Annotated in this window: 26 protein-coding genes; 13 read left to right on the forward strand and 13 right to left on the reverse strand. The window is 72.1% G+C overall.

What is annotated here, in order from left to right; all coding sequences use genetic code 11:
- The first annotated feature begins 3 nt into the window (after window positions 1-3).
- The gene (locus tag ACLQ25_RS10105) at window positions 4-1011 is read left to right on the forward strand and encodes an anion permease (RefSeq protein ID WP_425730635.1); all 1008 of its coding nucleotides are present in this window, start codon (window positions 4-6) and stop codon (window positions 1009-1011) included.
- A gap of 49 nt (window positions 1012-1060) precedes the next feature.
- On the opposite strand, the gene ACLQ25_RS10110 is transcribed toward ACLQ25_RS10105, so the two are convergent.
- Window positions 1061-2029 (reverse strand): Gfo/Idh/MocA family protein, encoded by a 969-nt coding sequence (locus ACLQ25_RS10110; RefSeq protein ID WP_425730636.1) that lies wholly within the window; start codon window positions 2027-2029, stop codon window positions 1061-1063.
- Window positions 2030-2109: 80 nt separating this feature from the next.
- On the opposite strand from ACLQ25_RS10110, the gene ACLQ25_RS10115 reads away from it, so the two are divergent.
- On the forward strand, window positions 2110-2943 hold the full coding sequence (locus tag ACLQ25_RS10115; protein ID WP_425730637.1) for an NUDIX hydrolase: 834 nt from the start codon (window positions 2110-2112) through the stop codon (window positions 2941-2943).
- Between the two features lie 134 nt (window positions 2944-3077).
- Here ACLQ25_RS10115 and pstB read toward each other — a convergent pair whose 3' ends face one another.
- From pstB to ACLQ25_RS10150, 7 genes are all read right to left on the reverse strand, one after another.
- On the reverse strand, window positions 3078-3854 hold the full coding sequence (gene pstB, locus ACLQ25_RS10120) for a phosphate ABC transporter ATP-binding protein PstB (protein ID WP_099848932.1): 777 nt from the start codon (window positions 3852-3854) through the stop codon (window positions 3078-3080).
- A gap of 17 nt (window positions 3855-3871) precedes the next feature.
- On the reverse strand, window positions 3872-4960 hold the full coding sequence (gene pstA, locus ACLQ25_RS10125) for a phosphate ABC transporter permease PstA (protein ID WP_355050879.1): 1089 nt from the start codon (window positions 4958-4960) through the stop codon (window positions 3872-3874).
- Complete coding sequence (pstC, locus tag ACLQ25_RS10130; protein WP_425730638.1) at window positions 4957-6048, reverse strand: phosphate ABC transporter permease subunit PstC; 1092 nt, start codon at window positions 6046-6048, stop codon at window positions 4957-4959. Before pstC ends, pstA begins: the two co-directional genes overlap by 4 nt.
- Before the next feature lie 39 nt (window positions 6049-6087).
- Window positions 6088-7194 (reverse strand): phosphate ABC transporter substrate-binding protein PstS, encoded by a 1107-nt coding sequence (pstS, locus tag ACLQ25_RS10135; protein WP_425730639.1) that lies wholly within the window; start codon window positions 7192-7194, stop codon window positions 6088-6090.
- 213 nt (window positions 7195-7407) lie between these two features.
- Window positions 7408-8334 (reverse strand): mycothiol synthase, encoded by a 927-nt coding sequence (gene mshD / locus ACLQ25_RS10140; RefSeq protein ID WP_425730640.1) that lies wholly within the window; start codon window positions 8332-8334, stop codon window positions 7408-7410.
- An 87-nt stretch (window positions 8335-8421) separates the two neighbouring features.
- A complete protein-coding gene (locus ACLQ25_RS10145) occupies window positions 8422-9303 on the reverse strand; it encodes a polysaccharide deacetylase family protein (protein ID WP_425730641.1) in 882 nt (293 codons plus the stop codon).
- A 135-nt stretch (window positions 9304-9438) separates the two neighbouring features.
- A complete protein-coding gene (locus tag ACLQ25_RS10150; protein ID WP_357129003.1) occupies window positions 9439-10158 on the reverse strand; it encodes a winged helix-turn-helix transcriptional regulator in 720 nt (239 codons plus the stop codon).
- A 241-nt stretch (window positions 10159-10399) separates the two neighbouring features.
- Between ACLQ25_RS10150 and ACLQ25_RS10155 the strand changes: the two genes are divergently transcribed.
- From ACLQ25_RS10155 to ACLQ25_RS10175, 5 genes are all read left to right on the forward strand, one after another.
- Window positions 10400-11452 carry a hypothetical protein gene (locus ACLQ25_RS10155; protein WP_425730642.1) on the forward strand — a complete coding sequence of 351 codons (1053 nt, stop codon included), beginning with the start codon at window positions 10400-10402 and terminating at the stop codon, window positions 11450-11452.
- A 105-nt stretch (window positions 11453-11557) separates the two neighbouring features.
- Window positions 11558-12355, forward strand: a complete 798-nt coding sequence (locus ACLQ25_RS10160) for a DUF2993 domain-containing protein (protein WP_425730643.1) — start codon at window positions 11558-11560, stop codon at window positions 12353-12355.
- Window positions 12356-12471: 116 nt separating this feature from the next.
- Window positions 12472-12549 (forward strand): Ms5788A family Cys-rich leader peptide, encoded by a 78-nt coding sequence (locus tag ACLQ25_RS10165; protein ID WP_310503780.1) that lies wholly within the window; start codon window positions 12472-12474, stop codon window positions 12547-12549.
- A 209-nt stretch (window positions 12550-12758) separates the two neighbouring features.
- Entirely contained in the window at window positions 12759-13607 is an 849-nt protein-coding gene (locus tag ACLQ25_RS10170; protein ID WP_425730644.1) for a sulfurtransferase, read from the forward strand.
- A 2-nt stretch (window positions 13608-13609) separates the two neighbouring features.
- Window positions 13610-13930, forward strand: coding sequence for a DUF1416 domain-containing protein (locus ACLQ25_RS10175; RefSeq protein WP_425730645.1), 321 nt, complete (start codon window positions 13610-13612; stop codon window positions 13928-13930).
- 71 nt (window positions 13931-14001) lie between these two features.
- Here ACLQ25_RS10175 and ACLQ25_RS10180 read toward each other — a convergent pair whose 3' ends face one another.
- Window positions 14002-18399: a S8 family serine peptidase gene (locus ACLQ25_RS10180; RefSeq protein ID WP_425730646.1), complete on the reverse strand. Its 4398-nt coding sequence runs from the start codon at window positions 18397-18399 to the stop codon at window positions 14002-14004.
- 151 nt (window positions 18400-18550) lie between these two features.
- Here ACLQ25_RS10180 and ACLQ25_RS10185 point away from each other — a divergent pair, with 151 nt between their 5' ends.
- Entirely contained in the window at window positions 18551-19411 is an 861-nt protein-coding gene (locus ACLQ25_RS10185; protein ID WP_425730647.1) for a hypothetical protein, read from the forward strand.
- 9 nt (window positions 19412-19420) lie between these two features.
- On the opposite strand, the gene ACLQ25_RS10190 is transcribed toward ACLQ25_RS10185, so the two are convergent.
- From ACLQ25_RS10190 to ACLQ25_RS10200, 3 genes are all read right to left on the reverse strand, one after another.
- Window positions 19421-21475 carry a glycogen debranching N-terminal domain-containing protein gene (locus tag ACLQ25_RS10190; protein ID WP_425730648.1) on the reverse strand — a complete coding sequence of 685 codons (2055 nt, stop codon included), beginning with the start codon at window positions 21473-21475 and terminating at the stop codon, window positions 19421-19423.
- Window positions 21472-21852: an SCP2 sterol-binding domain-containing protein gene (locus ACLQ25_RS10195; RefSeq protein ID WP_425730649.1), complete on the reverse strand. Its 381-nt coding sequence runs from the start codon at window positions 21850-21852 to the stop codon at window positions 21472-21474. Before ACLQ25_RS10195 ends, ACLQ25_RS10190 begins: the two co-directional genes overlap by 4 nt.
- A 71-nt stretch (window positions 21853-21923) precedes the next feature.
- Entirely contained in the window at window positions 21924-22298 is a 375-nt protein-coding gene (locus tag ACLQ25_RS10200; RefSeq protein WP_425730650.1) for a DsrE family protein, read from the reverse strand.
- 12 nt (window positions 22299-22310) lie between these two features.
- Here ACLQ25_RS10200 and mtfM point away from each other — a divergent pair, with 12 nt between their 5' ends.
- The gene (gene mtfM, locus ACLQ25_RS10205) at window positions 22311-22415 is read left to right on the forward strand and encodes a small membrane protein MtfM (RefSeq protein WP_425730651.1); all 105 of its coding nucleotides are present in this window, start codon (window positions 22311-22313) and stop codon (window positions 22413-22415) included.
- A gap of 7 nt (window positions 22416-22422) precedes the next feature.
- Window positions 22423-23013 (forward strand): FABP family protein, encoded by a 591-nt coding sequence (locus tag ACLQ25_RS10210; RefSeq protein ID WP_425730652.1) that lies wholly within the window; start codon window positions 22423-22425, stop codon window positions 23011-23013.
- Between the two features lie 4 nt (window positions 23014-23017).
- Here ACLQ25_RS10210 and ACLQ25_RS10215 read toward each other — a convergent pair whose 3' ends face one another.
- Window positions 23018-23899: an aminotransferase class IV gene (locus ACLQ25_RS10215; RefSeq protein ID WP_425730653.1), complete on the reverse strand. Its 882-nt coding sequence runs from the start codon at window positions 23897-23899 to the stop codon at window positions 23018-23020.
- Between the two features lie 69 nt (window positions 23900-23968).
- On the opposite strand from ACLQ25_RS10215, the gene ACLQ25_RS10220 reads away from it, so the two are divergent.
- Genes ACLQ25_RS10220 through ACLQ25_RS10230 form a run of 3 tightly spaced genes read left to right on the forward strand, consistent with a single transcriptional unit; the run spans window position 23969 to window position 26357 of the window.
- Complete coding sequence (locus ACLQ25_RS10220) at window positions 23969-24397, forward strand: Fur family transcriptional regulator (RefSeq protein WP_355050863.1); 429 nt, start codon at window positions 23969-23971, stop codon at window positions 24395-24397.
- Window positions 24394-25506 carry a YgfZ/GcvT domain-containing protein gene (locus ACLQ25_RS10225; protein WP_425730654.1) on the forward strand — a complete coding sequence of 371 codons (1113 nt, stop codon included), beginning with the start codon at window positions 24394-24396 and terminating at the stop codon, window positions 25504-25506. Before ACLQ25_RS10220 ends, ACLQ25_RS10225 begins: the two co-directional genes overlap by 4 nt.
- A 23-nt stretch (window positions 25507-25529) precedes the next feature.
- On the forward strand, window positions 25530-26357 hold the full coding sequence (locus ACLQ25_RS10230) for a 3-keto-5-aminohexanoate cleavage protein (protein ID WP_425730655.1): 828 nt from the start codon (window positions 25530-25532) through the stop codon (window positions 26355-26357).
- Window positions 26358-26394 lie beyond the last annotated feature (37 nt).

Below are 26394 nucleotides of genomic sequence, written 5' to 3' on the forward strand. Positions count from 1 at the left end.
CCGGTGTCTACCGAACTCATCGCCGTCCTGGCGGTGATCGCGGTGGCCCTGGCGTTCGACTACACCAACGGCTTCCACGACGCCGCCAACGCGATCGCGACAAGCGTCTCCACCCGCGCGCTGACACCCCGGATCGCCCTCGGCCTCGCCGCGGTCGGCAACTTCATCGGCGCCCACTTCGGCGCCGGTGTCGCGAAGACCGTCGGCGACGGCCTGGTCACCCTCCCCACGGGGGTGAGCAGCCTCGGAGTGGTCTTCGCCGGGGTGCTGGGCGCGATCGCCTGGAACCTGATCACCTGGTACTTCGGCCTGCCGTCGTCGTCCTCGCACGCGCTCTTCGGCGGCCTGGTCGGCGCGACCCTGCTGTCCAGCGGCGGCATCGTCCAGTGGGGCAACATCGGCGAGAAGGTCATCCTGCCGATGGTGCTCTCGCCGATCGTCGGCCTCACCCTCGGTTACCTGCTGATGCTGGCGATCCTCTGGCTGTTCCGTAAGGGTCAGCCCGGCAAGCTCAACCGGGGTTTCCGCCACGCGCAGACCGTCTCCGCCGCCGCCATGTCGGTCGGCCACGGCATGCAGGACGCCGCCAAGACAATGGGCATCGTGGTGCTGGCGCTCTACACCGGCGGTTTTCAGGAGAGCAAGACCCACATCCCGGGCTGGGTCTTCTGGACCTCAGCCACCATGCTGGCCCTCGGCACGTACGCCGGTGGTTGGCGGATCATCCGCACCCTCGGTCGTAAGATCATCGACCTCGGGCCGCCGGAGGGCTTCGCCGCCGAGACGGTGGCCAGCGCGGTGCTCTACTTCAACGCCCTGGTCCTCAAGGCCCCGATCTCCACGACCCACACGATCACCTCGGCGATCATGGGCGTGGGCGCGACCAAGCGGCTCTCCGCGGTCCGCTGGAACGTCGCGGGCAACATCGTGATCGCCTGGGTCATCACGTTCCCGGCGGCCGCGCTGATCGCCTGTGTCACCTACCTGCTGGTCCGGCCGCTCTTCGGCTGACCGGACCCCGAACGCCGAGAGGCCCCCCGATCGGGGGGCCTCTTCGCGTTCACTCGTAGCGCACGCCGATCTGCTCCCGGACCGTGTCCAGCAGGGTCATCACCTCGAGGGTCGTGGTGTGCGGCACCAGCGGGCTCTCGGTGAGCCCGGCGGCCAGGCAGCGCCCCACCTCGATCGCCTCGTACTGGTAGCCGCTGCCGGCCTCCTCGGCGGTGATCGTCTCGGGCTCGGCGCCGTCCCGGTACAGGGTCAGCGAGGCCGGCCGGAAGAACGGCTCCGGTAGGTCGATACGGCCGCTGCTGCCGGTGATCGAGGCGGCCAACGAACTCGCGCCGACCATGCCGCAGCTCAGCGTGGCCACCGCCCCGCTGTCGTACCCGAGGAGGATGCCGGTGTTCTCGTCGGTCCCCTCCGGGCCCAGGTGCGCCCAGGAGCGGATTTGCTGCGGCATGCCCAGCAGCAGGTACGCCAGGCTGATCGGGTAGATCCCCAGGTCGAGCAGCGCGCCCCCACCCAGAGCCGGGTTGCGCATCCGGTGCTCCGGCGGGAACGGCCCGGCCACCCCGAAGTCGGCCCGCACGTGGCGCACCGTACCGATAGCGCCCTCGGCGATCAGCTCGACCGCGCGAAGGATGAGCGGGTTCGTCCTCATCCACATGGCCTCCATGAGGAAGACCCCGGCGGCGCGGGCGGTGTCCACCAACTCGGTGCTGGTGGCCAGGTCGAGGGTGAACGGCTTCTCCAGCAGCACCGCGCGGCCGGCGGTCAGGCAGGTCAGCGCCGCCTCGTGGTGCGCGGCGTGCGGAGTGGCCACATAGATCACGTCGACCTCGGGGTCGGCGGCCAGCTCCACCCAGGAGCCGTACGCCCGCTGCGCGCCGTACGTGTCCGCGAACCGCCGCGCGCTGTCGGCGGAGCGGGAGCCGACCGCGACCAGTTCGGCGTCCGGCACCAGCCGGAGGTCTTCGGCGAAACGGCTGGCGATGTGGCCGGTGGCCAGGATGCCCCAACGAGTCATGTCGGAACGCTAACCCCTGTGGTGGACGGCCGGACGTCGCCCCTCGCCCGTCGGGATCGCAACGCTTTAGGCTCGCGGGCATGACGATCGACAGCGACGGCTTCGCCGCACCGGCCGCCCTGGTCGAGCACGCCCGCCGGTTCCAGGCCGAGGGCGGCACTCCGGCCACGCCGCGGGTCGCGGCCACCGTGTTGCTGCTGCGTCCGACGGACACCGACTTCGAGGTGTACGTCATCCGCCGGGTCGCCGCCATGACCTTCGGCGGGATGTACGCCTTCCCCGGCGGTGGGGTGGACCGCTCCGACTCCGAGGCGCACCTGGACTGGGCGGGGCCGACGCCGGACGAGTGGGCGGACCGGCTCGGGGTGGCCCCGCCGGCCGCCCAGGCGGTGGTCTGCGCCGCCGCGCGGGAGGTCTTCGAGGAGGCCGGCGTACTCCTCGCCGGCCCGGACACCGAGACAGTGGTCGGCGACGTCAGCGGCGACGACTGGGAGGCGGCCCGGCAGAACCTGGAGGGTCGTCGGCTGGGCTTCGCCGCGCTGCTCGCCGACCGTCGGCTCACCCTGCGGTCGGACCTGCTACTGCCCTGGAGCCGGTGGATCACTCCCGAGTTCGAGCCGCGCCGCTTCGACACGTACTTCTTCGTCGCCCTGCTGCCGGCCGGACAGCGGACCCGCGACGTCTCCGGCGAGGCCGACCACACCCTGTGGATCCGGCCGACAGACGCGCTCGCGCGGGCGCAGGCCGGCGAATTGACGATGCTGCCACCGACCCTGGTCACACTGGCCGAGATTGCGGCGGCCGGCGACCTGGCCGGAGTGGCAAGCGCGGCGGCCGACCGCGACGCCGCCACCCCCGTCACCCCCCGCCTGGACCTACCGCCAAACGGCCAACCCCGCTTCGTCCTGAACTAACCTCCCCCCGCTGCCCCCGCCCCCCGCCCCACCCCCAACCGCGTCGATCATGGAGTTGTGGTGGGGACAAAACTGTCCTTAAGGCTCTCTTTCGGGCACCACAACTCCATGATCGACGGGTGCGGTCCGGCGGCTCAGCCGAAGCGGCCGGTGATGTAGTCCTCGGTCTTCTTCACGCTCGGGTTGCTGAAGATCTTCTGGGTGTTGTCGTACTCGATCAGCCGGCCCGGGTCGCCGGTCTTCTCGATCGAGAAGAAGGCGGTCCGGTCCGACACCCGGGCGGCCTGCTGCATGTTGTGGGTCACGATGATGATCGTGAACTTGTCCTTGAGCTGGAACATCAGGTCCTCGATGGCCAGCGTGGAGATCGGGTCCAGCGCCGAGCAGGGCTCGTCCATCAGCACGACCTGCGGCTCGACCGCGATGGTCCGGGCGATGCAGAGCCGCTGCTGCTGACCGCCGGAGAGGCCCGCGCCGGGCTTGCCGAGGCGGTCCTTCACCTCGTCCCACAGGTTCGCCGAACGCAGGGCCTTCTCGGCCGCGTCCTCCAGGATCGACTTCTTGCGGACCCCGTTGAGCTTCAGCCCGGCCACCACGTTCTCGAAGATGCTCATGGTCGGGAACGGGTTCGGCCGCTGGAATACCATGCCGATCGTGCGCCGGACCGCTGTGACGTCCACGTCCCGGTCGTAGATGTCCTGGTCGTCGATGGTCAGGCTGCCCTCGACGCGGGCCCCCGGCAGCACCTCGTGCATCCGGTTAATCGACCGCAGGAACGTCGACTTGCCGCAACCCGACGGCCCGATGAGGGCGGTGACCGTCTTCGGCTCGACGGTCAGGTTGATGTTCTCGATCGCCTTGAAGCCGCCGTAGTACGCGGTGACGTTCGAGGCGGAGACGCGCTTGGCCATGGTGGTACCTCCGGGGTTCATCGGCTGAGCCTGTTGCGACGGGCCAGCAGCTTCGCCGCGATCGTCAGGATGAGCACGAGGGCGACCAGGGTGAGTGCCGCGGTCCACGCTCGTGCCGGTGCGTACTTCGACGCGTCACCGGCCTGCTGGTAGACGAAGAGGGACAGCGACGACTGGTTGTTCTCGAAGGGGTTGGTGTTGATGGCGGCGCCGCCGCCCGCGACGAGGAGCACCGGCGCGGTCTCACCGGCCGCGCGGGCGATGGCGAGCATGACGCCGGTGACGATGCCGGGCAGCGCCGTCGGCAGGACCACCCGCAGGATGGTCTTCCACTTGGGTACGCCGAGCGCGTACGCGCCTTCACGCAGCGGCGGCGGAACGAGGCGGAGCATCTCCTCGGTGGACCGGACGATCGTGGGCAGCATGAGCACGCTCAGTGCGAGCGCGGCGGCGAAGCCGGAGAAGCTGGGCCGACCGTCGTTGAACCACGGCGAGACGATCAGCACCCAGAACGCCAGCACGAACAGGCCGGAGACGATCGACGGGATGCCCGTCATGACGTCCACGAAGAACCGGATCGCGAAGGCGAAGCGGCCCCGCCCGTACTCGACGATGTAGATGGCGCAGAGGATGCCGAGCGGAACGGTGATCAGGGTGGCGATGCCGACCTGCTCCAGCGTGCCGACGATCGCGTGGTACGCGCCGCCGTTGGCGTCCCGGGCCCCGATGTTGTTCATCGAGGTCTGGAAGAAGTTGCCGTCCAGCCGCTCGGTGCCCTTGCTGACCAGCGTCCAGACGACCGAGACGAGCGGCAGCACCGCCAGCACGAACGCGGAGTGGATCAGCGCGCTCCAGGTGCGGTTGCGGGCCGACCGGCGTCCCTCGACCACGTTGGCCGCGGCGAAGAGCCCGGCCAGGTAGAGGATCGCGCCGAGGACGACGACGAGGACCGGGCCGCCGATGTCGCCGCCGTAGACGATCACGGCGGAGAGCGCGAGGGCCGCCACGGCGATGGCCGGTGCGGCGTACCAGGGCAGGCGCTTGGCCCGCAGCGAGGCGGGCTGGGCCGGCGGCCGGGTGCGGTGGGAGGTGACGGTTGTGGTCATGCGGCCGACTCCGTGAACTCCCGGCGGCGGTAGATGATCGCCCGCGCCGTGATGTTGACGATCAGCGTGATGGTGAACAGCACCAGGCCGGACGCGATGAGCGCGCCCCGACCGGTCTCGTTCGCCTCGCCGAACGCGTTGGCGATGTTGGCGGCGATTGTGTTGCCGCCGTTCTGGATCAGGTTGAACGAGATGCCGAAGGTGATGCCGAGGGTGAGCGCCAGCGCGATGGTCTCGCCGAGCGCCCGACCGAGGCCGAGCATCACCGCGGCGATGATGCCGGGGCGGCCGTAGGGGAGCACCGCGGTGCGGAGCATCTCCCAACGGGTGGCGCCCAGGGCGAGGGCGGCCTCCTCGTTGGCGGTCGGCGTCTGGAGGAACACCTCGCGGGAGAGTGAGGTGACGATCGGCAGCACCATGATGGCGAGCACCAGGGCGCCCAGCATGATCGACTTACCGAACGGGCCGTCGCCGCCGAAGATCGGGATCCAGCCGAAGTACTCGTTCAACCAGACCGAGAAGTCCCGGACCGGGCTGCTGAAGACGTCGCGGCCCCAGAGGCCGAAGACCACGCTCGGCACGGCGGCCAGCAGGTCCACCAGGAAGCCGAGCGCGGTGCCCAGCCGGCGCGGCGCGTAGTGCGACAGGTAGAGCGCGATGCCGAGTGCCACCGGCACCGCGATCAGCAGCGCGAGGGCAGAGCTGAGCACAGTGCCGAAGGCGAGTGTGCCGATGCCGAACTTCGGCTCCGTGTCGTTGGGGGACCAGCCCTCGTAGGACCAGAAGTTCTCGGTGTTGGCGCGTAGGGCCGGCACCGCCTTGGCGACCAGGAAGATCGCGATGGCGGCGATGATGACCAGAACGGCGGTGCCGGCGGCCAGTGTGAGGCCGCGGAAGGCCCGCTCGGCGCCGAACTTGCGGCTGCGCGGCAGAGCGCCGCCGCCGCCCAGCCCGGTGCCGCCCGGGGAACGGGTGCTGACTGGTGCCTCGGCCACACGCGCCGAGGCACCGGCGGGCCACTCGTGACTTTCGGTCACGCGCGTCCCGCCGGTGCCGGCGTCGGCCGAGCGGTGAGGGGTTTCACCCATCTGCTCGCTCGATTCGGTTGCGGAGGTGTGGGGGTCGGGTCAGGAGAGGTTCTTGACCGCGGCTTCGACCTTGGTGCGGACCGTCTCCGGCAGCGGGGCGTAGCCGAGGTCGGTCAGGGAGTTCTGGCCCTCGGCGCTGGCGGCGTAGCCCAGCAGGCCCTTGACCAGCTTGAGCTTGTCGGCCGCGAGGCCCTTGCTGCAGACGATCTCGTACGTCGCCAGGACGATCGGGTACGCCCCGGCCTCCTTGGTGTTGTAGTCGATCTTCAGCTTGAGGTCGTCGCCCTGGCCATCGACGGTCGCGCCGGCGATGGTCTTGCCGGCGGCCTCGGCGGTCAGCGCCGCGAACTCGCCGTTGCCGTTACCGATCTTGGCCATCTTCAGGCCGGCGTTCTCGGCGAACGACCACTCCATGTAGCCGATGGAGCCGTCGGCGCCCTTGACCGAGCTGGCCACGCCGTCCGAGCCCTTGGCGCCGGTGCCGCCCGGAGCCTTCCAGGCCTTGGCGTTGCTGAAGGTCCAGTCGCTCTCGGAGGTCTTCGAGAGGAACTTGGTGAAGTTGTCGGTGGTGCCCGACTCGTCCGAGCGGTGGACGGTCTGGATGGTGGTCGCCGGGAGCTTGGCGTCCGGGTTGTCGGCCTTGATCGCCGCGTCGTCCCACTTGGTCACCTTGCCGGCGAAGATCTTCGCCAGGGTGGCCGGCTTGAGCTGGAGGTTGTCCACGCCGCTGACGTTGTAGGCGACGGCCACCGGGCCGATCACCATCGGCAGGTGGATGGCCTTGCCGCCGGCGCACTTGGCGTCGGCCTGCGGCTGCTCCTCCGGCTTGAGCGCGGAGTCGGAGCCGGCGAAGTCGGCGGTCCCGGCGATGAACGCCTGGATGCCGGCGCCCGAGCCGGAAGCCTCGTAGTTGATGGTGGTGCCAGCGCACTTCTGCTGGTAGGCCTTGATCCACTCGGCCATGGCGTTCTTCTGGGCCGACGAGCCCTGTGCGTTCACCGTGCCGGTACCGCAGTCGACCGCGGCGGCGGAGCCCGAGGCGCTGGCGCCGGAAGTGGGCTCGTTGTTGTCCGAGCCGCATGCACTGAGGCCGAGCGTCGCGGCAAGAGCGAGGCAGGCAATAGTGCCGTACCGCTGGAGCTTCACCTGAGGGGTTTCCCTTCGCGTCTGACTTGGCGCCCCGATCCCGGGGCCCGAGGACCGGCACTGACCGGCTGACACGAAAGTTAGAAGTGCCAGGTAGCCGGTTCGCCGGTCGCAAGTGAACGCAGGGTGAACAGGTACGGCCCCCGAGGTGACCGCTCGCTGAGGGTGAGTTGTCCGTTAAGTGAACCGGGGCACTTCAGCGCCCGTTGCCGCTCAGCCGAGGTGGTAGTTGATGTGCGCGGACCACCGGGCGAAGCCCAGCCGCTCGTACAGCGCGACCGCCCCGGTGTTCGAGTCGTCGACGTAGAGCATCACCCGGTCCAGGCCCCGCCTGTCCCGCAGGTACGCGAGCCCCGCCGTGGTCAGCGCCCGGCCCAGGCCGCCGCCGTGCGCGGTCGGCTCCACCCCGAGCACGTACACCTCGCCGATCCGGGCCGACCCGGGCCGTTCGTGCACCTTCGTCCAGTGGAAGCCGAGCAGTCGACCGGTCGAGGTCTCCTCGGCGAGCAGGAAGCCGGCCGGGTCGAACCACGTCTCGGCGAGGCGGACCCGCAGGTCGTCCGGGGTCCACCGGCCCTGCTCGGGGTGCTCGGCGAAGGCCCGCGCGTTCAGGGTCAGCCACGCCGTGTCGTCCGCCCCCGGCCGGAACGCGCGCAGCGTCACCCCGTCGGGCAGGCGCGGCTCGCCCAGTGGAGCCGCCAACGGTCGGCGGAGCTGCCAGAGCACCCGCGTACGGGCGAACCCCAGGTCCACGGCGAGCGCCGCCGCCGACGGGTGGTCGCCGTGCGCCCACGCCCGCAGCGGTCCGGTCGCCGAGGCGAGCACACCCCGGGCCAGCGCCCGGCCGGTGCCACGCCGCCGGTACGCCGGGTGCACCACCAACTCCACACCGATCCCGTCCACCGGGTCGGTGGTGTCCAGGTGCGCGTACCCGGTCAGCGTGCCGTCGTCGGCGCGGGCGAGCAGGTGTACGGCCGGAGCGTCCGCGTCGCGCAGGCGGAGCAGGACGTGCTCGTCCAGCGGGTCCGCGCCGTCGGTGTCGCCCGCCGTGCGGGCCAGGGCCAGTACGCCGGCGATCTCCGCGGGGGACAGTCGGTCGGTCCGGGTGACCTGGTCGCTGGTCGGTTCCGCGCTGCTCATCCCGTCACCGTAGCCGTTGCTTCAGGGGCGTCCCGGACTGTCGCCCGAGTAGCGTCCCGGACCCGCCGCCTGAGGGAGGTGGCCGGCTCACGTGGGGTCGGTGGGCAGCGCCTCCAGCTCGTACCGTGCGGTGAGTTCGGGCAGGATCCGGCGCAGCGCGTCGACCGTGCCCTGCCGGTCGCCGCCCGCGTCGTGCATGAGGACGACCGCCCCGGGCTGCGCCTGCGTGAGCACGGTGGTGGCGATCTTGTTGGCGCCGGGCGTCTGCCAGTCCGACGGGTCCACCGACCAGTGCAGCGGATTCATGCCGAGTTGCCGGCACACCGACACCACCGGGTAGGTCCAGGCGCCGCCGGGTTGGCGGTACCAGACGACCGGGACGTCCGGCACGGCTGCGCGGATGGCCTCGTTGGTGCGTATCAGGTCGGTGCGGATCTGGTCGGCGGACCGGTTGCCCAGCGAGACGTCGTGGTGCCAGGAGTGGTTGCAGAGCGTGTGGCCGTCCGCCACGATCGCCTGGATCAGGTCGGGGTGGTCCTGGGCGTTCTCGCCCACCACGCAGAACGTGGCCTTGACGTCGTACTCGCGCAGCAGCGCGAGAACCTGGGGGGTGTAGCGCGGGTCCGGTCCGTCGTCGAAGGTCAGCGCGAGTTGGGCGGTGCCGGTGTCCGTGTGGGCGCCGAACAGCCGGTCGCCCCCGGCGTCCCGGCCCGTGCCGTCCTGGCCGGCCTCGGCGGGAGCGGCGGCGCTCTGGCTGGTGCTCGGGCGTTTGGTCGACGGCTGCTCGGGAGGCTGGTCGGCGTAGTGGGGCCCGGTGGCGTCGGTGGTGACACCCGTGGCGTGCTGCCGGGTCTGGTCCGGGACGAGGCTACGGCCCAGCACGTACGCGGAGCCGAGCAGCGCCGCCACCACCACTGTCACGATCCCTGCCACGCGCGCGGTCGAGCTGACCCGCGTCACGGCTTCCACCCGGTCGGCCGGAGCCCCCGGCCCGTCGCCCCCGTGTTACCTGCGCGCACCCTTGCCCCCTTTTGCGACAAACCCGGCAGTCAGAATAGGACTGCCGAGCTGCGCAAAAGGGGCATATGGGGAATCGGCCGACCCCTAGACGGGCAACGGCGCGTGCTCCGTCTCGGGCAGCGAACGCGACGGGGGTACGACGAACTTGTAGCCCACCTGGCGGACCGTGCCGATCATCGACTCGTACTCCGAGCCGAGCTTGGCGCGCAGGCGTCGGACGTGCACGTCCACCGTCCGGGTGCCGCCGAAGTAGTCGTACCCCCAGACCTCGCGCAGCAGCTGGTCGCGCGTGAACACCCGGCCCGGGTGCTGGGCCAGGAACTTCAGCAGCTCGAACTCCTTGTAGGTGAGGTCGAGCGGGCGGCCCTTGAGCTTCGCCGCGTACGTGTCCGGGTCGATGGTGAGTTCCCCGGCCCGGATCGAGCCGCCGGCGCCGGCCGTCGCGTTGCTCAGGCGGCCGACCGCGAGCCGCAGCCGGGCCTCGACCTCGGCGGGGCCGGCCGAGGCGAGGATGACGTCGTCGACGCCCCAGTCCGCGTTCAGCGCGATCAGGCCGGCCTCGGTGACGACCGCGACCAGCGGCACCCCGAGCCCGGTGGCGTGCAACATCCGGCAGGTCGCCCGGGCCTCGCTCAACTCCGATCGGGCGTCCACGAGCACCGCGTCGGGGCTGGGCCCGGCAACAAGGGTGCGGACGTCGCGCGGCGCGGTGCGCACCGAGTGTGGCAGCAGGTCGAGAGCCGGCAACACAGCCGACGGTTCGCCTGCGCGCGCGGTCACCAGCAGCAGGATTTCCACGATCACCTCCGTCCCGGCGGCGCATCGCCGCACGCGACCAGACACACTCGTGAGGGAGTGCGCTGAGAAATTGCGTGGTCCCGGCGTCGCTGACGGGCGGGTAACGCGTTGAGCGTAACCGATCGCCTCGGCTGCACCGTCAGGCCATTTCCCGTTTGTCTAGCTTGCCCCTGATCGTGGCACAGGTTTTAACGTTACTGAAACCCGCGACCACTGCATCGGGCGGTCGATCTGGCACGATCGGGGCGTGTTTCCCTCCACCTCGCCCGACGCCGGCCGCGACTCGTGGACCGACGGACCCCGTCCAGGTCCGGCGGCTCCGACCCGTGGCCACCCACCCGCGCCGCGCACCGGACCGGCTGTCGCCGACGGCGAGCGCCGTGGACGTGGACCGCGCCGGGCCCGCCGTGCCGGTGAGCCGGCCCGTCGTACCGAGGAGGAGACCGACGAGCCGGAGGAGGAGGTCGTCCCCCCGGTCGACGTGCACCGCCCGCTGGCGCTGACCATCGCCGGCTTCGCCGCGCTGCTCGGCGTGGGACTGGTGCTCGGCGCGCAGACGTCGGGCCCGGGTCACCGCCTGCCGTTCGCCGTCATCGTCTTCGGCGTCCAACTGCTGTTCGTGCTCGCCTGGACGATGGCCATGCGCCCACCGGCGCTGCTGCTGGTGGGCGGCATCAGCGCCGCCGTCGCCGCGGCCGCCGACGTCGCCGCCGTCCGGAGCGACATCGCCGGCCTGGCGCCGCTGGGCTACCTGGCCGTCGGCGGCTTCCTCGCCGCCGTGCTCGGCCAACTGGTCCGCCGCGTCGACCGGGTCCGGGTTACCGACTCCCTCGGCGCCACCCTGCTCATCGTGGTCGGCGTCGTGGCCCTCGGCACCCTGATCGTGCTCAGCCGCATCCCCGCCGGCACCCAGGCGATCACCGTCTGTCTGACCGCGAGCGGGGTCGCGCTCACCGTTGCCCGGCTCACCGACGCGGTGCTGCCGTGGCCCCGGCTGGCCCCGCAGGTGCCCCGGGGCGCGGCCGGCGTCGTCGGCGGCGCGATGGTGGGCACGCTGGTCAGCGCGCTGCTCGGCGGCTATCTGGTGGCACCCTTCACCCCGACCAGGGCCGCGGTGATCGGCCTGGTCGCGGCCGTCACCGCCGTCCTCACCGACCTCGCCGTGGGGTACGCGGAGGCGGGTCGCCTCATGGCCGGAGAGCCGCCCACCATGTGGGTCGCCCGGCACATGCAGGGGCCGCTCGGCGGGTTCGCCCTGGCTGCGCCCGCCGCGTACGCCATGTGCATGCTCTTCCTCTGAGCCCACGGTTGAGGTCGGTGCCGCTCGGGTACCTACGGGTGCGCCGCGCAGCGGCACCGGTTCGGACGATCCGCCGTGTCGCGGCGGGCGGAGACAGGAGGCGGCGTGGCCCAGGAGTATCCGGTCGACGACCAGCAGCAGGCCCGGCCCCGACGGCGCGGACGCAAGCTGCTCATCGGCCTGGTCGTCCTGCTCCTCGTGGTGGCGGGCCTGCTGGTGGTCGCCGACCGCGTGGCGGTCGGGGTGGCCGAGCGGCTCATCGCCGAACGGGTCAGCCAGGAGATCAGCAAGCAGGGCGCGCAGTCCTCGGCGCCCGACGTCGAGGTCGGTGGGATGCCGTTCCTCACCCAGGTGCTCGGCGGGCGGTACGAGCGGATCTCCATCTCGCTGCGGGACGTACAGGCCTCGGTCGAGGGTGACGCCGTACGGCTGCCGGTGCTGGACGTCGACGCCCGCAACGTGCGGGCGTCGCTGGACACGCTGCGGACCGGGCAGGGCGACGTCGTGGCCGACACGGTCGACGGCACCGGCACGATCAGCTACGAGAGCCTCGCCGCGCTGCTGAAGCGACCCGGTCTCACTCTCGGCGAGCAGGGCGGCAAGCTGGCCGTCAGCGCCCCGGTCGACATCCTCGGCACGAAGTTCACCGTCGCCGGCACCGCCGACGTCACCGTCGCCAAGAACGGCGCGGTCGCCCTGCGCTTCAACAACCTGGACGCCGCCGGGCTCCCGAACCTGCCGCTGGCCCGCACGATCCTCAGCAACTACGCCAAGAGCATCTCCATCGACGTGCCGCTGCCCGACCTGCCGTTCCAACTCACGGTTCGGAAGGTCCAGCCGTTGCCCGAAGGGCTCGCCGTGACCGCCGACGCGAAGAACGTACCGATCAACTCCGTCAGCTGAGTCGTGCGTCAACAGGCCGGGCCGCTGGGACGCACCGGAGGCCCGGCAGCCGGACGATTCCCGGATGCTGGTCGGTACGGTGGCAGCCCTTCGGATCGCTGGTAGGCTGCCTGACCATGGGGACCCACCTCACCAAACGGCGCGCGGTCGACCTGTGCCGCGTGGCCACCTGCCTGTGTCGCCCTGTCATCTGACGGCGGGGCTGTTTTTGGCCGCCTGACGGCGGCCACCGGCACGCAGGGTCCTCAACCCTTTCCGGTGATCCCACCGAACGCCCGGCAGCGGCGCCGTCGCACGAACCCGTGATCCCGTCCTTCAGCTGGGTCCCGCGCGCGGTGCGACAGTTCAACCCATCGATATTCGCGCGTTGGCTCACCATCCATCCTCACCAGGGAGTGAATCGATGAGTCGCGACACCGCACTCGTCTCGGCCGAGTGGGCCGAGAAGAACCTCGACGCCCCGGGCGTCGTCTTCGTCGAGGTCGACGAAGACACCTCGGCCTACGAGACCGGCCACATCGCCGGCGCTATCAAGGTCGACTGGAAGACCGACCTCCAGGACCCGGTCCGCCGGGACTTCGTCAACAAGGCCCAGTTCGAGGCGCTGCTGTCCGAGCGGGGCATCAGCAACGACGACACCGTGATCCTTTACGGCGGCAACAACAACTGGTTCGCGGCGTACGCCTACTGGTACTTCAAGCTCTATGGCCACGGCGACGTCAAGCTGCTCGACGGCGGTCGCAAGAAGTGGGAGCTGGACGCCCGCCCGCTCGTCACCGAGACGCCGACCCGTCCGGCGACCCAGTACGTCGCCAGCGAGCCGGACACCTCCATCCGGGCCTTCCGCGACGAGGTCGTCGCCGCGATCGGCACCAAGAACCTGGTCGACGTGCGCAGCCCCGACGAGTTCGCCGGGCGGCTGCTGGCCCCCGCCCACCTGCCGCAGGAGCAGGCGCAGCGGGCCGGTCACATCCCGACCGCGATCAGCGTCCCGTGGTCCAAGGCTGCCAACGAGGACGGCACCTTCCGGTCCGACGACGAGCTGCGCAAGATCTATGGCGACGCCGGACTGGACGACGGCAAGGAGACCATCGCGTACTGCCGGATCGGCGAGCGTTCCTCGCACACCTGGTTCGTGCTGCAGGAGCTGCTCGGTCACCGCAACGTGAAGAACTACGACGGCTCCTGGACCGAGTACGGCTCGCTGGTCGGCGTGCCGGTCGCGCTCGGCGACGAGCCCGGGGAGGCCTGACGATGACCGCTCCCACCGCTGCGGGCTGCGCCGCGCCTGACCAGGCCGCGCCCCTGCCGGCCAGCCTGGACCTCGAGAAGGAGACCGTCATCACCGGCATCGTCCGCTCGACGGCGGACGAGGTCGTGCCGGGCGCGTACGTCCGGCTGCTCGACTCGACCGGCGAGTTCACCGCCGAGGTGGTCACCTCGGCCGCCGGCCAGTTCCGGTTCTTCGCCGCACCGGGCTCCTGGACGCTGCGGGCGCTGTCCCGGCACGGCAACGGCGACACCGCCGTCACCGCCGGCCGGGGCATCAACGAGGTGTCCGTCACCGTCGCCTGACCCACCGCTCTGATCGACCGGGGCCGGTCACCCTCCTGGGTGGCCGGCCCCGGTCGTCATCGTGGAAGTCGTCAGATGCCGGTGGCTCTCGTGCAGGACGAGACCGGGTCGAGGACGATGTCGACGGTCTCGACGTGGCCCGCCCTGATGCGCGTGCGCTGCGTCTGCGGTATCCACCCGTCCTTGGCGACGATCACCTCGTAGCGGCCCTTGGGCAGCCACCAGACGTACCGGCCCTGCGGGTTCGCGGTCAGGGTCCAGCCGGTCGTCCTGCCCACCCGGTTGACCCGTACCGTCGCCGCGACCCCGACGGTCGCGCCGGCGCAGGTGACCCCGGTGACGGTGCCCTGGATCCTGCCCCAGCTCGCCGGCGGCGAGACGGTCATCCGCGCCGGCACCGCCGGGACGCGGTACGGCGTGTCGGACGCGACACCCAGCTCGCCGGAGTAGGTGCCCGGCTGGGCCACACCGGCGGCGGCCGTGGCACGCATCTTGACGGTGACCGTCCGGGAGGCCCCCGGCGCGAGGGTGAACGTGCCCGGCTTGGTGGTCAGCCAGGGTAGGTCCGCCTCCCCGGCGCACAGCTCCAGGCCGCCGAGCCGTTCGGCGTCCGGGGAGCCGACGAAGGGGGACGGCGAACCGCCGATCCGGTACGCGCCGCAGGCGGCAGCGCCCCGGTACCGGCCGGACTGGACGTTGGGCAGGTCGCGCCAACTCCCCGCCACCGGGTCGTACGCGACGGTCCGGTTGGTCACCGTGGTGGACGCCGCCGTGACCCCACCGGCCAGGACCAGGAGGTCACCGGCCGCCGCGTACTGGGCGCCCCAGAGGTCCACCGGCAGGTCCGGCAGGGGATGCCACGCGTCGGCCACCGGGTCGTACCGGTAGGCGTCGGTGTAGTCGGCGTCGCCGGTGCCACCGGCGCAGTAGACCGCGCCGCCGATCCCGCCGCAGGAGAGCCAGGACACCGGGTGCGGGTACGCCGCGCCGGTGTGGAACGTGCCGGTGGTCGGGTCGAGGACGACGAGCCGGTCCGATTCGGCGCAGTCGTTGTTCTGGCAGCCACCGACCAGGTAGATCTTCCCGCCGGTGACCGCCCCGCCGGCCGCCGCCACGGGGAACGGGTTGTCCGGCCCGGCCAGCGTGCTCCACGTGTCGGTGGCCGGGTCGAACACGTCCACGGAGGCGACGGTCTCGTCGTCGACGCCCCAGCCGCCGAGGACGTACAGCTTGCCGCCGACGGCCGCCGCGACCGGCTTCGCCCGCCCGCTCGGCATGTCGGGTAGCGCCGCCCAGGTGTCCGTGTCGGGGTCGTAGCGCCAGGCCTTGCGTTCCAGGCCGCTGCCGCCACCGCCGCCGACGGAGTACACCTTGCCGTCGAGGGTGGCCGCCGCGTTGTCGTAGACCGCCGCCGGAAGGGTGGCGATACCGGTCCAGGCGTCCTGCGTCCGAGGGCCGGTCCCGGTCCCGGTCTCGGACGCGCCGTACGCGGTGCCCGTACGGGTCCTGCTGATCCCCTTGATCCGCTGCTCCCGCAGGGGCGCTCCGGCTCTGGACGGCGCATCGAACCGCCCGTTGCGCTCCACCAGGTTGACGGCGGCCGGCGCGCTGCCGGTGTTGCGTACCGTCAGCTTCGCGGTCCGGGTGCTGCCGTACGGCTGGGTCGACCGGACGGTCGTCGGTGTGACGGTGAGGCGACCGGCGGCCAGCGCGACGTCCAGGCGGCGGACACCGTCGGCCGGCACATTCACCGCCTTGGCAGCCACCCGGTACGGCGTCCGGCTGGCCGCGAACCGGTGTGCCCCGGTCAGCCCGGAGAACAGCCAGTAGAAGCCGTCCGGCATCGCCGGGTCGTCCGGCGTCGGCGCCGACCTGCCCCGGTCCTGCGGCCGGTCGGCGCTGGTCACGGTGACCCCGTCGAGCGGCGTGTCGGTGTTGCGGTCGGTGGTCACCCCGAGCACCAGCCCGCCCGGGGCGGGTACGCAGTCGCGGTTGACCACCTGCACGTCGTCCACCTGCCACCACCAGGCGAAGCTGCCGTGGAAGCGGAACCGGACCCGTACCGAGGCGGCCCCGGCCGCCGGGTCGAGTGGCACCTCCTCGACGACCGGCCCGCGCCGGCTGGTGGTCTGGTGCCAGACCGTGGTCCAGGTGGTGCCGCCGTCGGTGGAGACGTCCACGTCAGCGGTGTCGCTCACGCCGACCGCCCGCCAGTCGCTGTGGAAGCGCAGCACCGGCGCCGGTGTGCCGCGCAGGTCGACGCTCGGGGTCACCAGGTCGGTGTCCTGGGTCCGGCCGGAGCCGAGACGGTCGCTGTCGGCGATGGCGAAGGCGCCGCTGCCGCCGGTGAGGTTGCCCCGCTCGCCCGCGTCGGTGAAGGTCCAGCCGCCGTCCTCGGTGCGGTTCCGTACCGACCAGCCGTCCGGCGTCGCGGCGCTGTCGAAGCTCTCCCCCAGCAGGGGGGTGCCGAAGCTGCCGGTGTAGCCGGCCGCCGTGCATCCGGTCTCGACCGGTACGGCGATGTCGGTCGTCACGGGGTCGCCGCCGGTGACCACGTCCCGGGTGACCGTGCGGTAGCCGGGGTAGCGGGCGGTGACGGTGAGCTGGTACGTGGCGTTGCCGGGCACGGTGAACGAGTACCGGCCGGTGGCCGGGTCGGTGAACACCGGTCCACCGGGACGGCCGCCGACCTCGATCCGGGCGTAGAGCGGCCAGCCGTGTCCGGAGGCGTCGGTGACCCGGCCGGCCACGGTGACCGTCGGGTTGGCCGTCAGGGCGAAGTCCCGCGTGACCGCCCCGTCCTCGGTGACGGTGACGGTGGCGCTCTGTCCGGCGTACCCGTAGGCGCTGACGGTGACCGTCGCCTCGCCGGCCGGCACGGTCAGCGCGTACCGGCCGTCCGCGCCGGTGGTGACGCTGCGGTCGCCGTCGCCGACGGTCGCGCCGGCGATCGGTTCGCCGCCGCCGGCCGTGGTGACCGTGCCGGTGATCCGTCCGACGGCGCCGCGCGGAGCGGCCCGAGCCGCCGCGTACGCGTCCAGCCGACCTTCGCCGAAGACGTTGTTTTCGGCGGCGGTGCCTCCGCAGGCGGTGGCGTCGACGTCGCGGGCGGTCCGGTCCAGCAGCTCCTCGGTTCCGGCGATGTCGCCCCTGAGGGTCGGCGCGGCCGACCAGAGCAGCGCCACCGTGCCGGAGACGTGCGGCGCGGCCATCGAGGTGCCGTCGTACGCGGCGTAGGAGTCGCCGGGGACGCTGGAGCGCACGTTGCTGCCGGGTGCGGCCACGTTCGGCTTGTACGACCGCCCGTCCGTGCCGGCGCCCCGCCCGGAGAAGTCGGAGATGGTGTTCTGCACGTCGTACGAGCCGACGGCGTACGCGTTGGCGTTGTCGCCGGGCGAGCCGGCGCTGCCGCAGGCCGGACCGTCGTTGCCGGCGGAGAAGACCCCGAAGATGCCGGCCGCGCGCCAGGCCGCGATGGTCTGCTCGAACCAGGGGTCGCCACCGGCGCCTCCCCAGGAGTTGTTGACCACGTCGGGGCGCAGGTCGGGGCGCGGGTTCTGCCCGTTCAGGTCGGTCGGGGCCAGCACCCACTGGCCGGCGGCGAGCAGCGAGGCGTCCGTGCAGGAGTCGGTCTCGCAGCCCTTCGCGGCGATCCACTTCGCGCCGGGAGCGACGCCGATCTGGTTGCCCGCGCCGTCGTCGCCGATCATCGTGCCTGTGGTGTGTGTGCCGTGGCCGACGTTGTCGCAGGGCGCGGCGCTGGGGCACACGCCGGCCGGGTCGTACCAGTTGTGGTCGTGGTCGAAGACGCCACCGCCGAGGTTCCCGCGGTACGCCCCGACCAGCGCCGGATGGTCGTACTGGGCGCCGCTGTCGATGGTGGCGACGACCACGCCGTCGCCCCGGTCGCCGAGTTCGCTCCACACCTGCGGGGCGTTGATGTTGGTGAGCCCCCACTCCGGGCCGTTCGCGTCCGCGTGGCTGCCGGTGGCGGGGGTGGGCCGCAGCAGGGGATAACTGCGGCTCGGCTCGATCCTCGCCACGTCGGGCCGCTTGGCGATCTCGTCGAGCAGCGCGCGATTCCCGGTGACGCGGACCGCGTTGGCGATCCAGTACGAGGTGTGTGCCGCCTTGCGGGTCCTGAGCAGCGTGCGCAGACCCTTCTGGGTGCGCGTGGCGGTCGTGGTGAGCAGCCGGTGCACCTCGCGGGCCCGGTCGTCCGGGTCACGCAGCTTGGCGGTCCGCGCCACCGGCGCGGTGCTGCGCAGGTAGACGAGGAAACTGCCGGTGCCCGTCGCGCCGAGCTGGCGGAGCAGCCGCTGGTCGACGCGGGCGGGCGTGGGGGCGGGCCGGGCGGCGACGGCGGGTTGGGCGGTGAGGGCCAGCAGGGCCGCGACGCATGCCACGGCCGTTCGCCAGAGGACGGATCTCGCATTCGGTGGTGGTTGGAGCACTGTTCCTCCCCACATGGGGTCCCGCTGGGTCCGGGACCTGCTCGGACGGTGCTCAATACCTAACGATCGGCCGGTGACCTGGCGTTATTCCGGCCGGGAGTCGGGCTGTCGGGTCGTCGACCACTGCCTCTCGAGAGCGAAGGACGGCTCGTGACACCATGGCCGGGTGAGCGGTGCTGTCCAGACGGGTTGGCCCTCGTCGAGCGACCCCGCCCCGCCGGCGCCTGCCCGGCGCGGGCGGCGCTGGCTGCTGGTCGCGACCGTCCTGTGGGCCCTCCTGCTGGCCGGGCTCACCTGGATGTCGGTCCGCGACGACCCGCCGACGGTGCGCGAGCAGCGCACCCTCGCCGAGGCCGCTCCGGTGGTCGAGAGGGCGATCGGCGAGCTGGCCCGGGCCGCCGGAACGGCCGGGCTGCTGGAGCTGGGACCGGCGCGGGTCAGCGCGGGCTGCCGCGTCACCCCGCTCGCCGACGGCGCGAGGCTGCGTCGCGAGATCGCCGTGTTGGCACCCGCCGACACCGGGCGGGCCGTACTGACCGGCATCGCCGACCGGCTGCCCGCGAGCTGGCGGGCCGGGGTCGGCCCCGGCCTGGACGGTCCGGAACTACGCGCCGACGCCGGGGAGTTCGTCGCCGTCGCCGGGCGGCCGACCGGGGACGGCCGGCTGCGGTTGACCGTCGACACGGGCTGCCGGCCGCCGGGCGCCGGTTACGACCCGTCGCCGGCCACCGCCGTCGGCCCGGAGACGGCGGCGCTCACGGCCGCCCTGACCGCGCTGGGTCGGCCGACCGGCAGCGCGCCGGACCTGGTCACCGCGCCCTGCCCGGACGGCACGCTGGCCCGTACCGCACGGTCCGCCGCCGGTGCCGGCCCGGCTGGGACCAGCGCCCTCGCCGCGCTGGCCGGCGGCACCCCGCTGCTGGACAACCCGCCGGTGTACGCGTACCGCGCGGGCGATGTCACCGTGCTGGCCGAACTCGGCCCGGACGCCGCACGTGTGGCCGCCACCGTCGGCTGCCCCGGCTGAGTAGGCGGGTCAGCCGCCCGTGCCTCGATCGTCCGGATCGCGGCTGCGCCCCAACGCGTCGACGCGGCCCCAGCGACCGGGGATGTCCAGCAGCTCCACCCGGCCCATGCCCGGCGGCACGGCCGGGTCGATGATCAGGTGTTCGCCCTGCGGTTCCAGACCGAGCATCACGCGTAGCAACAGCAGCGGTGTGCCGCTCGACCAGGCCTGCGGGCTGCACGCGGTGGGGTACTCCACCGGGTAGCCGGTGCGGCTGCGGGCGTAGCCGGCGAACGCCTCCGGCAGCCGCCCGCCGAAGTACTCCGACGCGGCCAGCATGGCGTCGCAGATTCGCCCGGCCTCCTCCCGGTAGCCGTACCGGGCCAACCCCCAGGCGATGATCGAGTTGTCGAACGGCCAGACGGTGCCCACGTGGTAGCCGATGGGGTTGTACCGGCCCTCGCCCTCGGCCAGGGTCCGCACCCCCCAGCCGGAGAAGAGCCGCGGCCCGAGCAGGTGTCCGACCACCTTGCCGGCCCGTGGCTCGTCCACGATCCCGCTCCACAGCAGGTGCCCGATGTTCGACGTCAGCGCGTCGACCTGCTGACCGTCGGCGTCCAGGGCGAGCGCGTAGTACCCGCGGTCGGCGATCCAGAAGTCGCGGTTGAACCGCTGTTTGAGCTCCGCCGCCTCCCGTTCCAGCCGGTCGGCGTACGCCGGGTCGTTCCAGACCTCGCGGGCGAGCCGGGCGGCGCGGACCTTCGCGTCGTACGCGTAGCCCTGCAACTCGCAGGTTGCCCGGGGGAAGCCGGGGATCCGGCCGTCGGCGTACGAGATGCCGTCCCAGGAGTCCTTCCAGCACTGGTTCTGCAGGCCGGTCTCCGGGTTGCGGGTGCGGTACGAGAGGTAACCGGTGCCGAGCAGGTCGCCGTAGGTGTCGATCCAGTCCAACGCGGCGCGGACCTGCGGCTCCAACTGCTGGACCAGCGCGGTGTCGCCGGTCCAGCGCTCGTACTCGTCGACCAGGATGACGAACAGCGGGGTGGAGTCGGCCGAGCCGTAGTACGGCGAGTGGGGCTGCTCCTCGAAGCCGGCGGTCTCGCCGTACCGCAGCTCGTGCAGGATCTTGCCCGGCTCCTCGTCCCGGAAGTCGTCCACCCGGTGCCCCTGGAGGCCGCCCAGCATCTGCGCGGTCGGCGGGATCAGCTCCGGCAGGAACGGCAGCACCTGCAGCGAGGTGATGATGCTGTCCCGACCGAAGAGGGTCATGAACCACGGCAGCCCGGCGGCGATCAGCCGTACGCCCAGAGCGATCGACTCGTAGCGCAGCGCGGCCAGGTCGTTGAGGCTGCGCCGGTAAGCCCCGGCCAACGGCTCACAGTCGCAGCCGAGCTTCGGCGCCCGGTCGATCAGCTCCCGGTGCTCGGCCCGGATGGCGTCCCCGCCGCGCCCGCCCGCGTACGGCAGGGTGGCCCGGATGTCCTCGCCGCGGGCCCCGTAGACGATGGTGGAGATCTGCAGCCGGGTCGTCCACTCGCTGTTCTGGTCGACCCGGACGCGGAACGTCATCCCGGCGGCGTCGACCTGCGCCGGCACCGTGGAGCGGATCACTGTCTCCCGGTGGAAGCCCTCCCGCCGGTACGACAGGCGCAGCTCGTTGTCGGCCACCGTGACCGTCGTCCGGCCCACCTTCTGTTGGGCGTGTTTGATCTCGAACAGGTCGGCGAAGTCGCTGCCCATCTCGACCCGAACGATGAACTCGGCCTCCTCGCCGGAGTGGTTGAGGACGGTCAGCTCCTCGTCGAAGCCACCCCCGATCTCGCGGCTGCGGATCACCGACGCCTTGGCGTCCAGGTAGTGGGTGGGTTCGCCGGGCGCGAGGAAGAACGCGGTCCGGTACGACTCGCTGGCGTCCACGGAGAGAGCGTGCAGCCGTTGCCCATCGAGCGTGAGCACCCAGCTCGACAGGAAGCGGGTGTCGAACGAGAACAGTCCCGTCGGGAAGTCGAAGGACGGCTCGATGTCCCCGCGATGGTCGGTGACCAGGAAGGTGTTGCCGTCGAGGATGCTGACGAGATCCTTCACGAACGCCGCCCGACTTCCTGTCTTGCGACCTCGCGCGGGTCCCTCGTGCCCGGCGGGTCCGGAAAGAAGCGGCGGAAGGCCAGGAAGAGCACCACGTCACCGCTGAAGGTGCTCTCGTTGCGCAGCACGGCGGCGAGCGCCTGGGCTTCACCGGTGATCAACCTGTTGAACAGGGCCGAGCTGCTGAACCAGATGGCGTCGGCCGGGCCTCGTTCGCGAGTGGCCCGCACCTCGCCCGGCCGCATCCGGACCAGCCAGTGCTCGGTCTGGTGGTGGGTGCCGAGGTCGATCTGGAGGGTTCCGGCGGCCAGGGCGCGCAGGACCGTCGGTGCCCGCGCCGGCAGGGATTCGAAGAACCGCTGGGTCGCCTCGGTCACATCCGAATCGTAGGCAGCGCTTCGGGTCGCCGGGTCGGTATTCGCACTCCGCCACCCGGCTGAGTCAGGGGTCAGTACACGAGTGCCTGCGCGCCCTCGGCCAACGCCTCCTCGACGAAGACCGCGGCGCCCGCGATCCGCACACCGGGCAGTACGTCCTCCGGGCCGATCTCCCGCCGGGCCGCGCACTGGGTGCAGGCGGTCACCTGACCGCTGGTCAGGATGACGTGCAGCAGCTCGGCCAGCGGCGCGGAGTGCGGCAGCTCGAATTCCTGGGCGCGGCCGGGCAGCGCGAACCAGGTCGACTCCCCGGTCAGCCAGAGCGAGACTTCCACGCCGGCCGCGACCGCCGTGGCGGCGACCGTGAACGCCTGCGCGCACCGCTCCGGGGCGTCCGCACCGGCGGTGACCTTGACGACGAGAGAGCGGGCCATGGGGCCCAGCATAGGATGGTCGGGATGGTTACCGAGATCGGGTTCGTCAGCCTGCTGGTCGCCGGCCTGGGCGCGCTCGCCGGTGGCCTGCTCTATCTGGCAGTGAAGATTTCAAGGGGACGCTGGTGAGCGCAGAGTGAGCGACGAGAATCCGCTGCAACCGCCGTGGCTCAACGCGCCGCCGGTCGAGGAGTACCCGTACGAGGAGAGCCACGACCTGCGCGTCGGGCCGAAGCTGCACCCGGCGCTGGACGGCCTGCTGCCGTACATCGGTCTGTGGCGGGGCCGGGGCAAGGGCGGCTTCCCCACCATCGAGGACTTCGACTACGCGCAGGAGATCCGGATCAGCCACGACGGCCGGCCGTTCCTGCACTACGAGTCGCGGGCCTGGATCCTCGACGAGCAGAGCCGGCCCGTTCGCCCGGCCGGGCGTGAGGTCGGTTGGTGGCGACCGGTGCTGGTGGACGGCCGGGCCACCGACGAGCTGGAGGCCCTGCTGACGACTCCCACCGGCGTGATGGAGCTGCACCTCGGCAAGCGCACCGGGACCCAGGTGGAGTTCGCCACCGACGCGGTGGTGCGAACGGCGACCGCCAAGGAGGTCACCGGGGGCCACCGGCTCTTCGGCATCGTCGAGGGCGCGCTGCTGTACGCGCAGGAGATGGCCGCGATGGATCACCCGCTCAGCCCGCACCTCTCGGCGCGGCTCGTCCGGGTCGGCGGCTGACGGCTCAGTCGACGGGGAAACCCAGCAGTTCGTGCAGTGCGGGGGTACGCGGGCAGGGGTCCCGGCGTACCCCGTCCAGCATCCGCACCTCGGCGAGTCCGCGTACCGAGGAGCTGAACCAGAGCCCATCGGCGGCGTGCAGCTCCGCTGGCGTCACCATCCGTTCGACGCCGTCCAGGCCCAGCTCGTTCGTGTGGGCGAGCAGCCAGGCGACGGTCGTGCCGGGCAGGATGCCGGTGGTGGCGGCGGGCACCGTGCAGATCGTGTCGCCGGTGAGCCACACCACGTTGGCGGTCGGCCCCTCCAGGGCGTACCCGTCGGACGAGATCCAGAGCACGTCGTCCACCCCGGCCCGTCGCGCCCAGCGGCGGGCGGCGCTGTTGACCGCGTACGAGGTGGATTTGATGCCCGCCGGCAGCCAGTCCAGCCCGGTACGCGCGTCGGCGGGCACCCCCAGCGGCAGGATGGCCGCGGTTATCCCGTTCCGTCGCGCCGCCAGGGACGACGCCGGCACCGCGGTCAGCGTGGCGTAGACGGTCGGCGGACCGCCGGACTCCGAGCCCCGGGTGCAGACCAGCCGCAGCGCGCCCTCCACCTCCGCCGGCCAGCCCACGAGCACGGAGTCGAGCAGATCGGTCAGCGCCTCGGTCGGTGGCAGGTCCAGGTCGACGGCTGCCGCCGCCGTGACCAGCCGGGCCAGGTGCTCGTCGCGGAGCCACGGTCGCCCGTGGCGCAGGTGCATCGACTCGAAGAGCCCGTCGCCGCGCAGGACGCCCAGGTCGTCGCCGCGGAGCACGGGTTCGTCCGGTGGGATCGGGCCCCGCCCCAGCACGGCGATCCGCGCGCTCGGCGTGGCCGGGACATTGCCGACGGACGACGTCACCATGACCGTCGAGCGTAGCGGGGGACAACCGCGCGTAGGGGGTCGGCGCGTTCGCCGAACTATGATCGGACGGTGTCCGAATCCTCCCTCGCGGAAATGCTCCGGGCCCGTGGGCTGCGGCTGACGGCGCAACGGCAGCTCGTCCTGCAGGCGGTGCTCGATCTGGGCCACGCCACCCCGGAGCGGGTGCACGCCGCCGTCCGGGAGGTCGCCGCCGGCGTCAACATCACCACCATCTACCGCACGCTGGAGCTGCTGGAACGGCTCGGCCTGGTGACGCACACCCACCTGTCGCACGGATCACCGACCTACCACGCGGCGGGTGAGCACCAACACGTCCACCTGGTCTGCCGGGAGTGCGGCGCGATCGACGAGATCGATCCGGAGCTGCTCCGTCCGCTCGCCGACCAGTTGGAGGCGCAGCGGGGCTTCCGGGTGGACATCGGGCACGTGTCACTCTTCGGCGTCTGCGGCCGGTGCGAGAACGGGGACCACAAATGATCGACATCGCGGGCGCGGTGGCCGTCGAGAGCATCGACGAGGCCAGCCGCGACCAGCCGGACCCGGCGCACGTCGCCGCGGGCGTGCGAGGCGTGGCCGCGCACTACGGCGATCCGCTGCGCGAGCAGCGCGTGCTGGACACCGAGGTCGGCCTGATCGACAGGTCGCACCGGGGGATCGTCGCGGTGCCCGGCGAGGAACGTGCCGGTTGGCTGCACACGATCACCTCGCAGCACCTGTCGACGCTGTCCGCCGGTGAGGGCACCGAGCTGCTGGTGCTCTCCCCGCACGGGCACGTCGAGCAGCACGCCCTGGTCGCCGAGGACGGCGAGACCACCTGGCTGGACACCGAGCCGGGAGCGACCGACGGCCTGCTGGCGTACCTGGAGAAGATGCGGTTCTTCAGCAAGGTCGACCCCCGCGACGCCACCGCCGAACGGGCGCTGCTGTCGCTTGTCGGTCCGGCGGCGGCGGAGGCCGTCGGGACGCTCGGCGTGACCGGGCTGGCCGCACCGGACCTGATCCCGGTGCCGGGTCCGAAGTTCGCCGCCGGCGCCGTGCCACCCCGGGCGGGCATCCGGTACGACGTCCGACCGCTTCCCATCGGCGGCTGGGCGCGACGCGGCCTCCTCGGGGTGGACCTGCTGGTGCCCCGCCCGGCGATGGAGCAGGTCGTCGCGGAGCTGCGCGGCGCGGGCGTGCCGGTCGCCGGCCTCTGGGCGTACGAGGCGATCCGGGTGGCCGCCCGGCAGCCCCGGGTGGGGGTGGACACCGACCACCGGACGATCCCGGCCGAGGTGGACCTGATCGGCCCGGCCGTGCACCTGGACAAGGGCTGCTACCGGGGTCAGGAGACGGTCGCCCGCGTGCACAACCTGGGCCGGCCGCCGCGCCGCCTGGTGCTGTTGCACCTCGACGGGGTGACCACCGACCAGCCGCCGACGGCCGGTACGCCGGTGACCCTCGACGGACGGGCGGTGGGTTTCGTCGGCACCGCCGTGCTGCACCACGAACTGGGTCAGGTCGCCCTCGCCGTCCTGAAGCGGAACGTCCCGGACGACGCCGCTCTGATGATCGGCGAGACCGCGGCGGCGATCGACCCGTCCTGACCGGCACGTCTAGGATCGCCGGCATGACGACAGGGACGTTGATCACGGTGGCCCCGACGGGCGCGGAGTCGGCCAAGGCGGAGGTGCCGGCACTGCCGGTGACCCTGGACGAGCTGCTGCGTACCGCCAAGGAGTGCGAGGCGCTCGGCGCCGCCGTGATCCACGTCCACATCCGCGACGACGAGGCCCGGCCGACCCTCGACCCGGCCCGCCTGGCCGAGACGGTGGCGGCGCTGCGCGAGAACACCGACCTGATCGTGCAGCTCTCGTCCGGCGGCGCGGTGACCGACCCGGAGGCGTCCCGGCTCGCCGTGCTCGACGCCCGTCCCGACATGGCCTCCTGCACGATGGGCACGGTCAACTTCGGCGATGACGTCTTCCTCAACCGCTGGGAGTTCATCGTCGACCTGCACACCCGCATGCAGGAGCGCGGGATCGTGCCGGAGTACGAGATCTTCGACCTCGGTCACCTCTCCGCGTTGCAGCGGCTGCTCGGCAAGTACGGGCTGCCGGCGGGCGGGCACGTGCACGTCGACTTCGTCATGGGGGTGCCGGGCGGCATGCCGGGCACCACCGAGACGCTCGTCGCCGCCCACCGGATGCTGCGGGACCTGCCCGAGGGCACCACGTTCTCGGCCACCGGCATCGGCCGCAGCACCATTCCGGTGCTGCTGGCCTCGCTCTCGACGGGCGGGCACCTGCGGGTCGGCATGGAGGACACGGTGACGTACGCCAAGGGCCGCCCGGTCGAGTCCAACATGCAGTTGGTCGCCCGCGCGGTCGGCTTCGCCCAACTCGCCCAGCGGCCGCCGCTGAGCACCACCGAGGCTCGCGCGCTGCTCGGGCTGTAAGGCCACGGGCTTCCCCCGCCCCTGTCACCCGCGCGGT

This window comes from Micromonospora sp. DT44 (assembly GCF_049841635.1).
In the GTDB taxonomy this organism is placed as follows: domain Bacteria; phylum Actinomycetota; class Actinomycetes; order Mycobacteriales; family Micromonosporaceae; genus Micromonospora.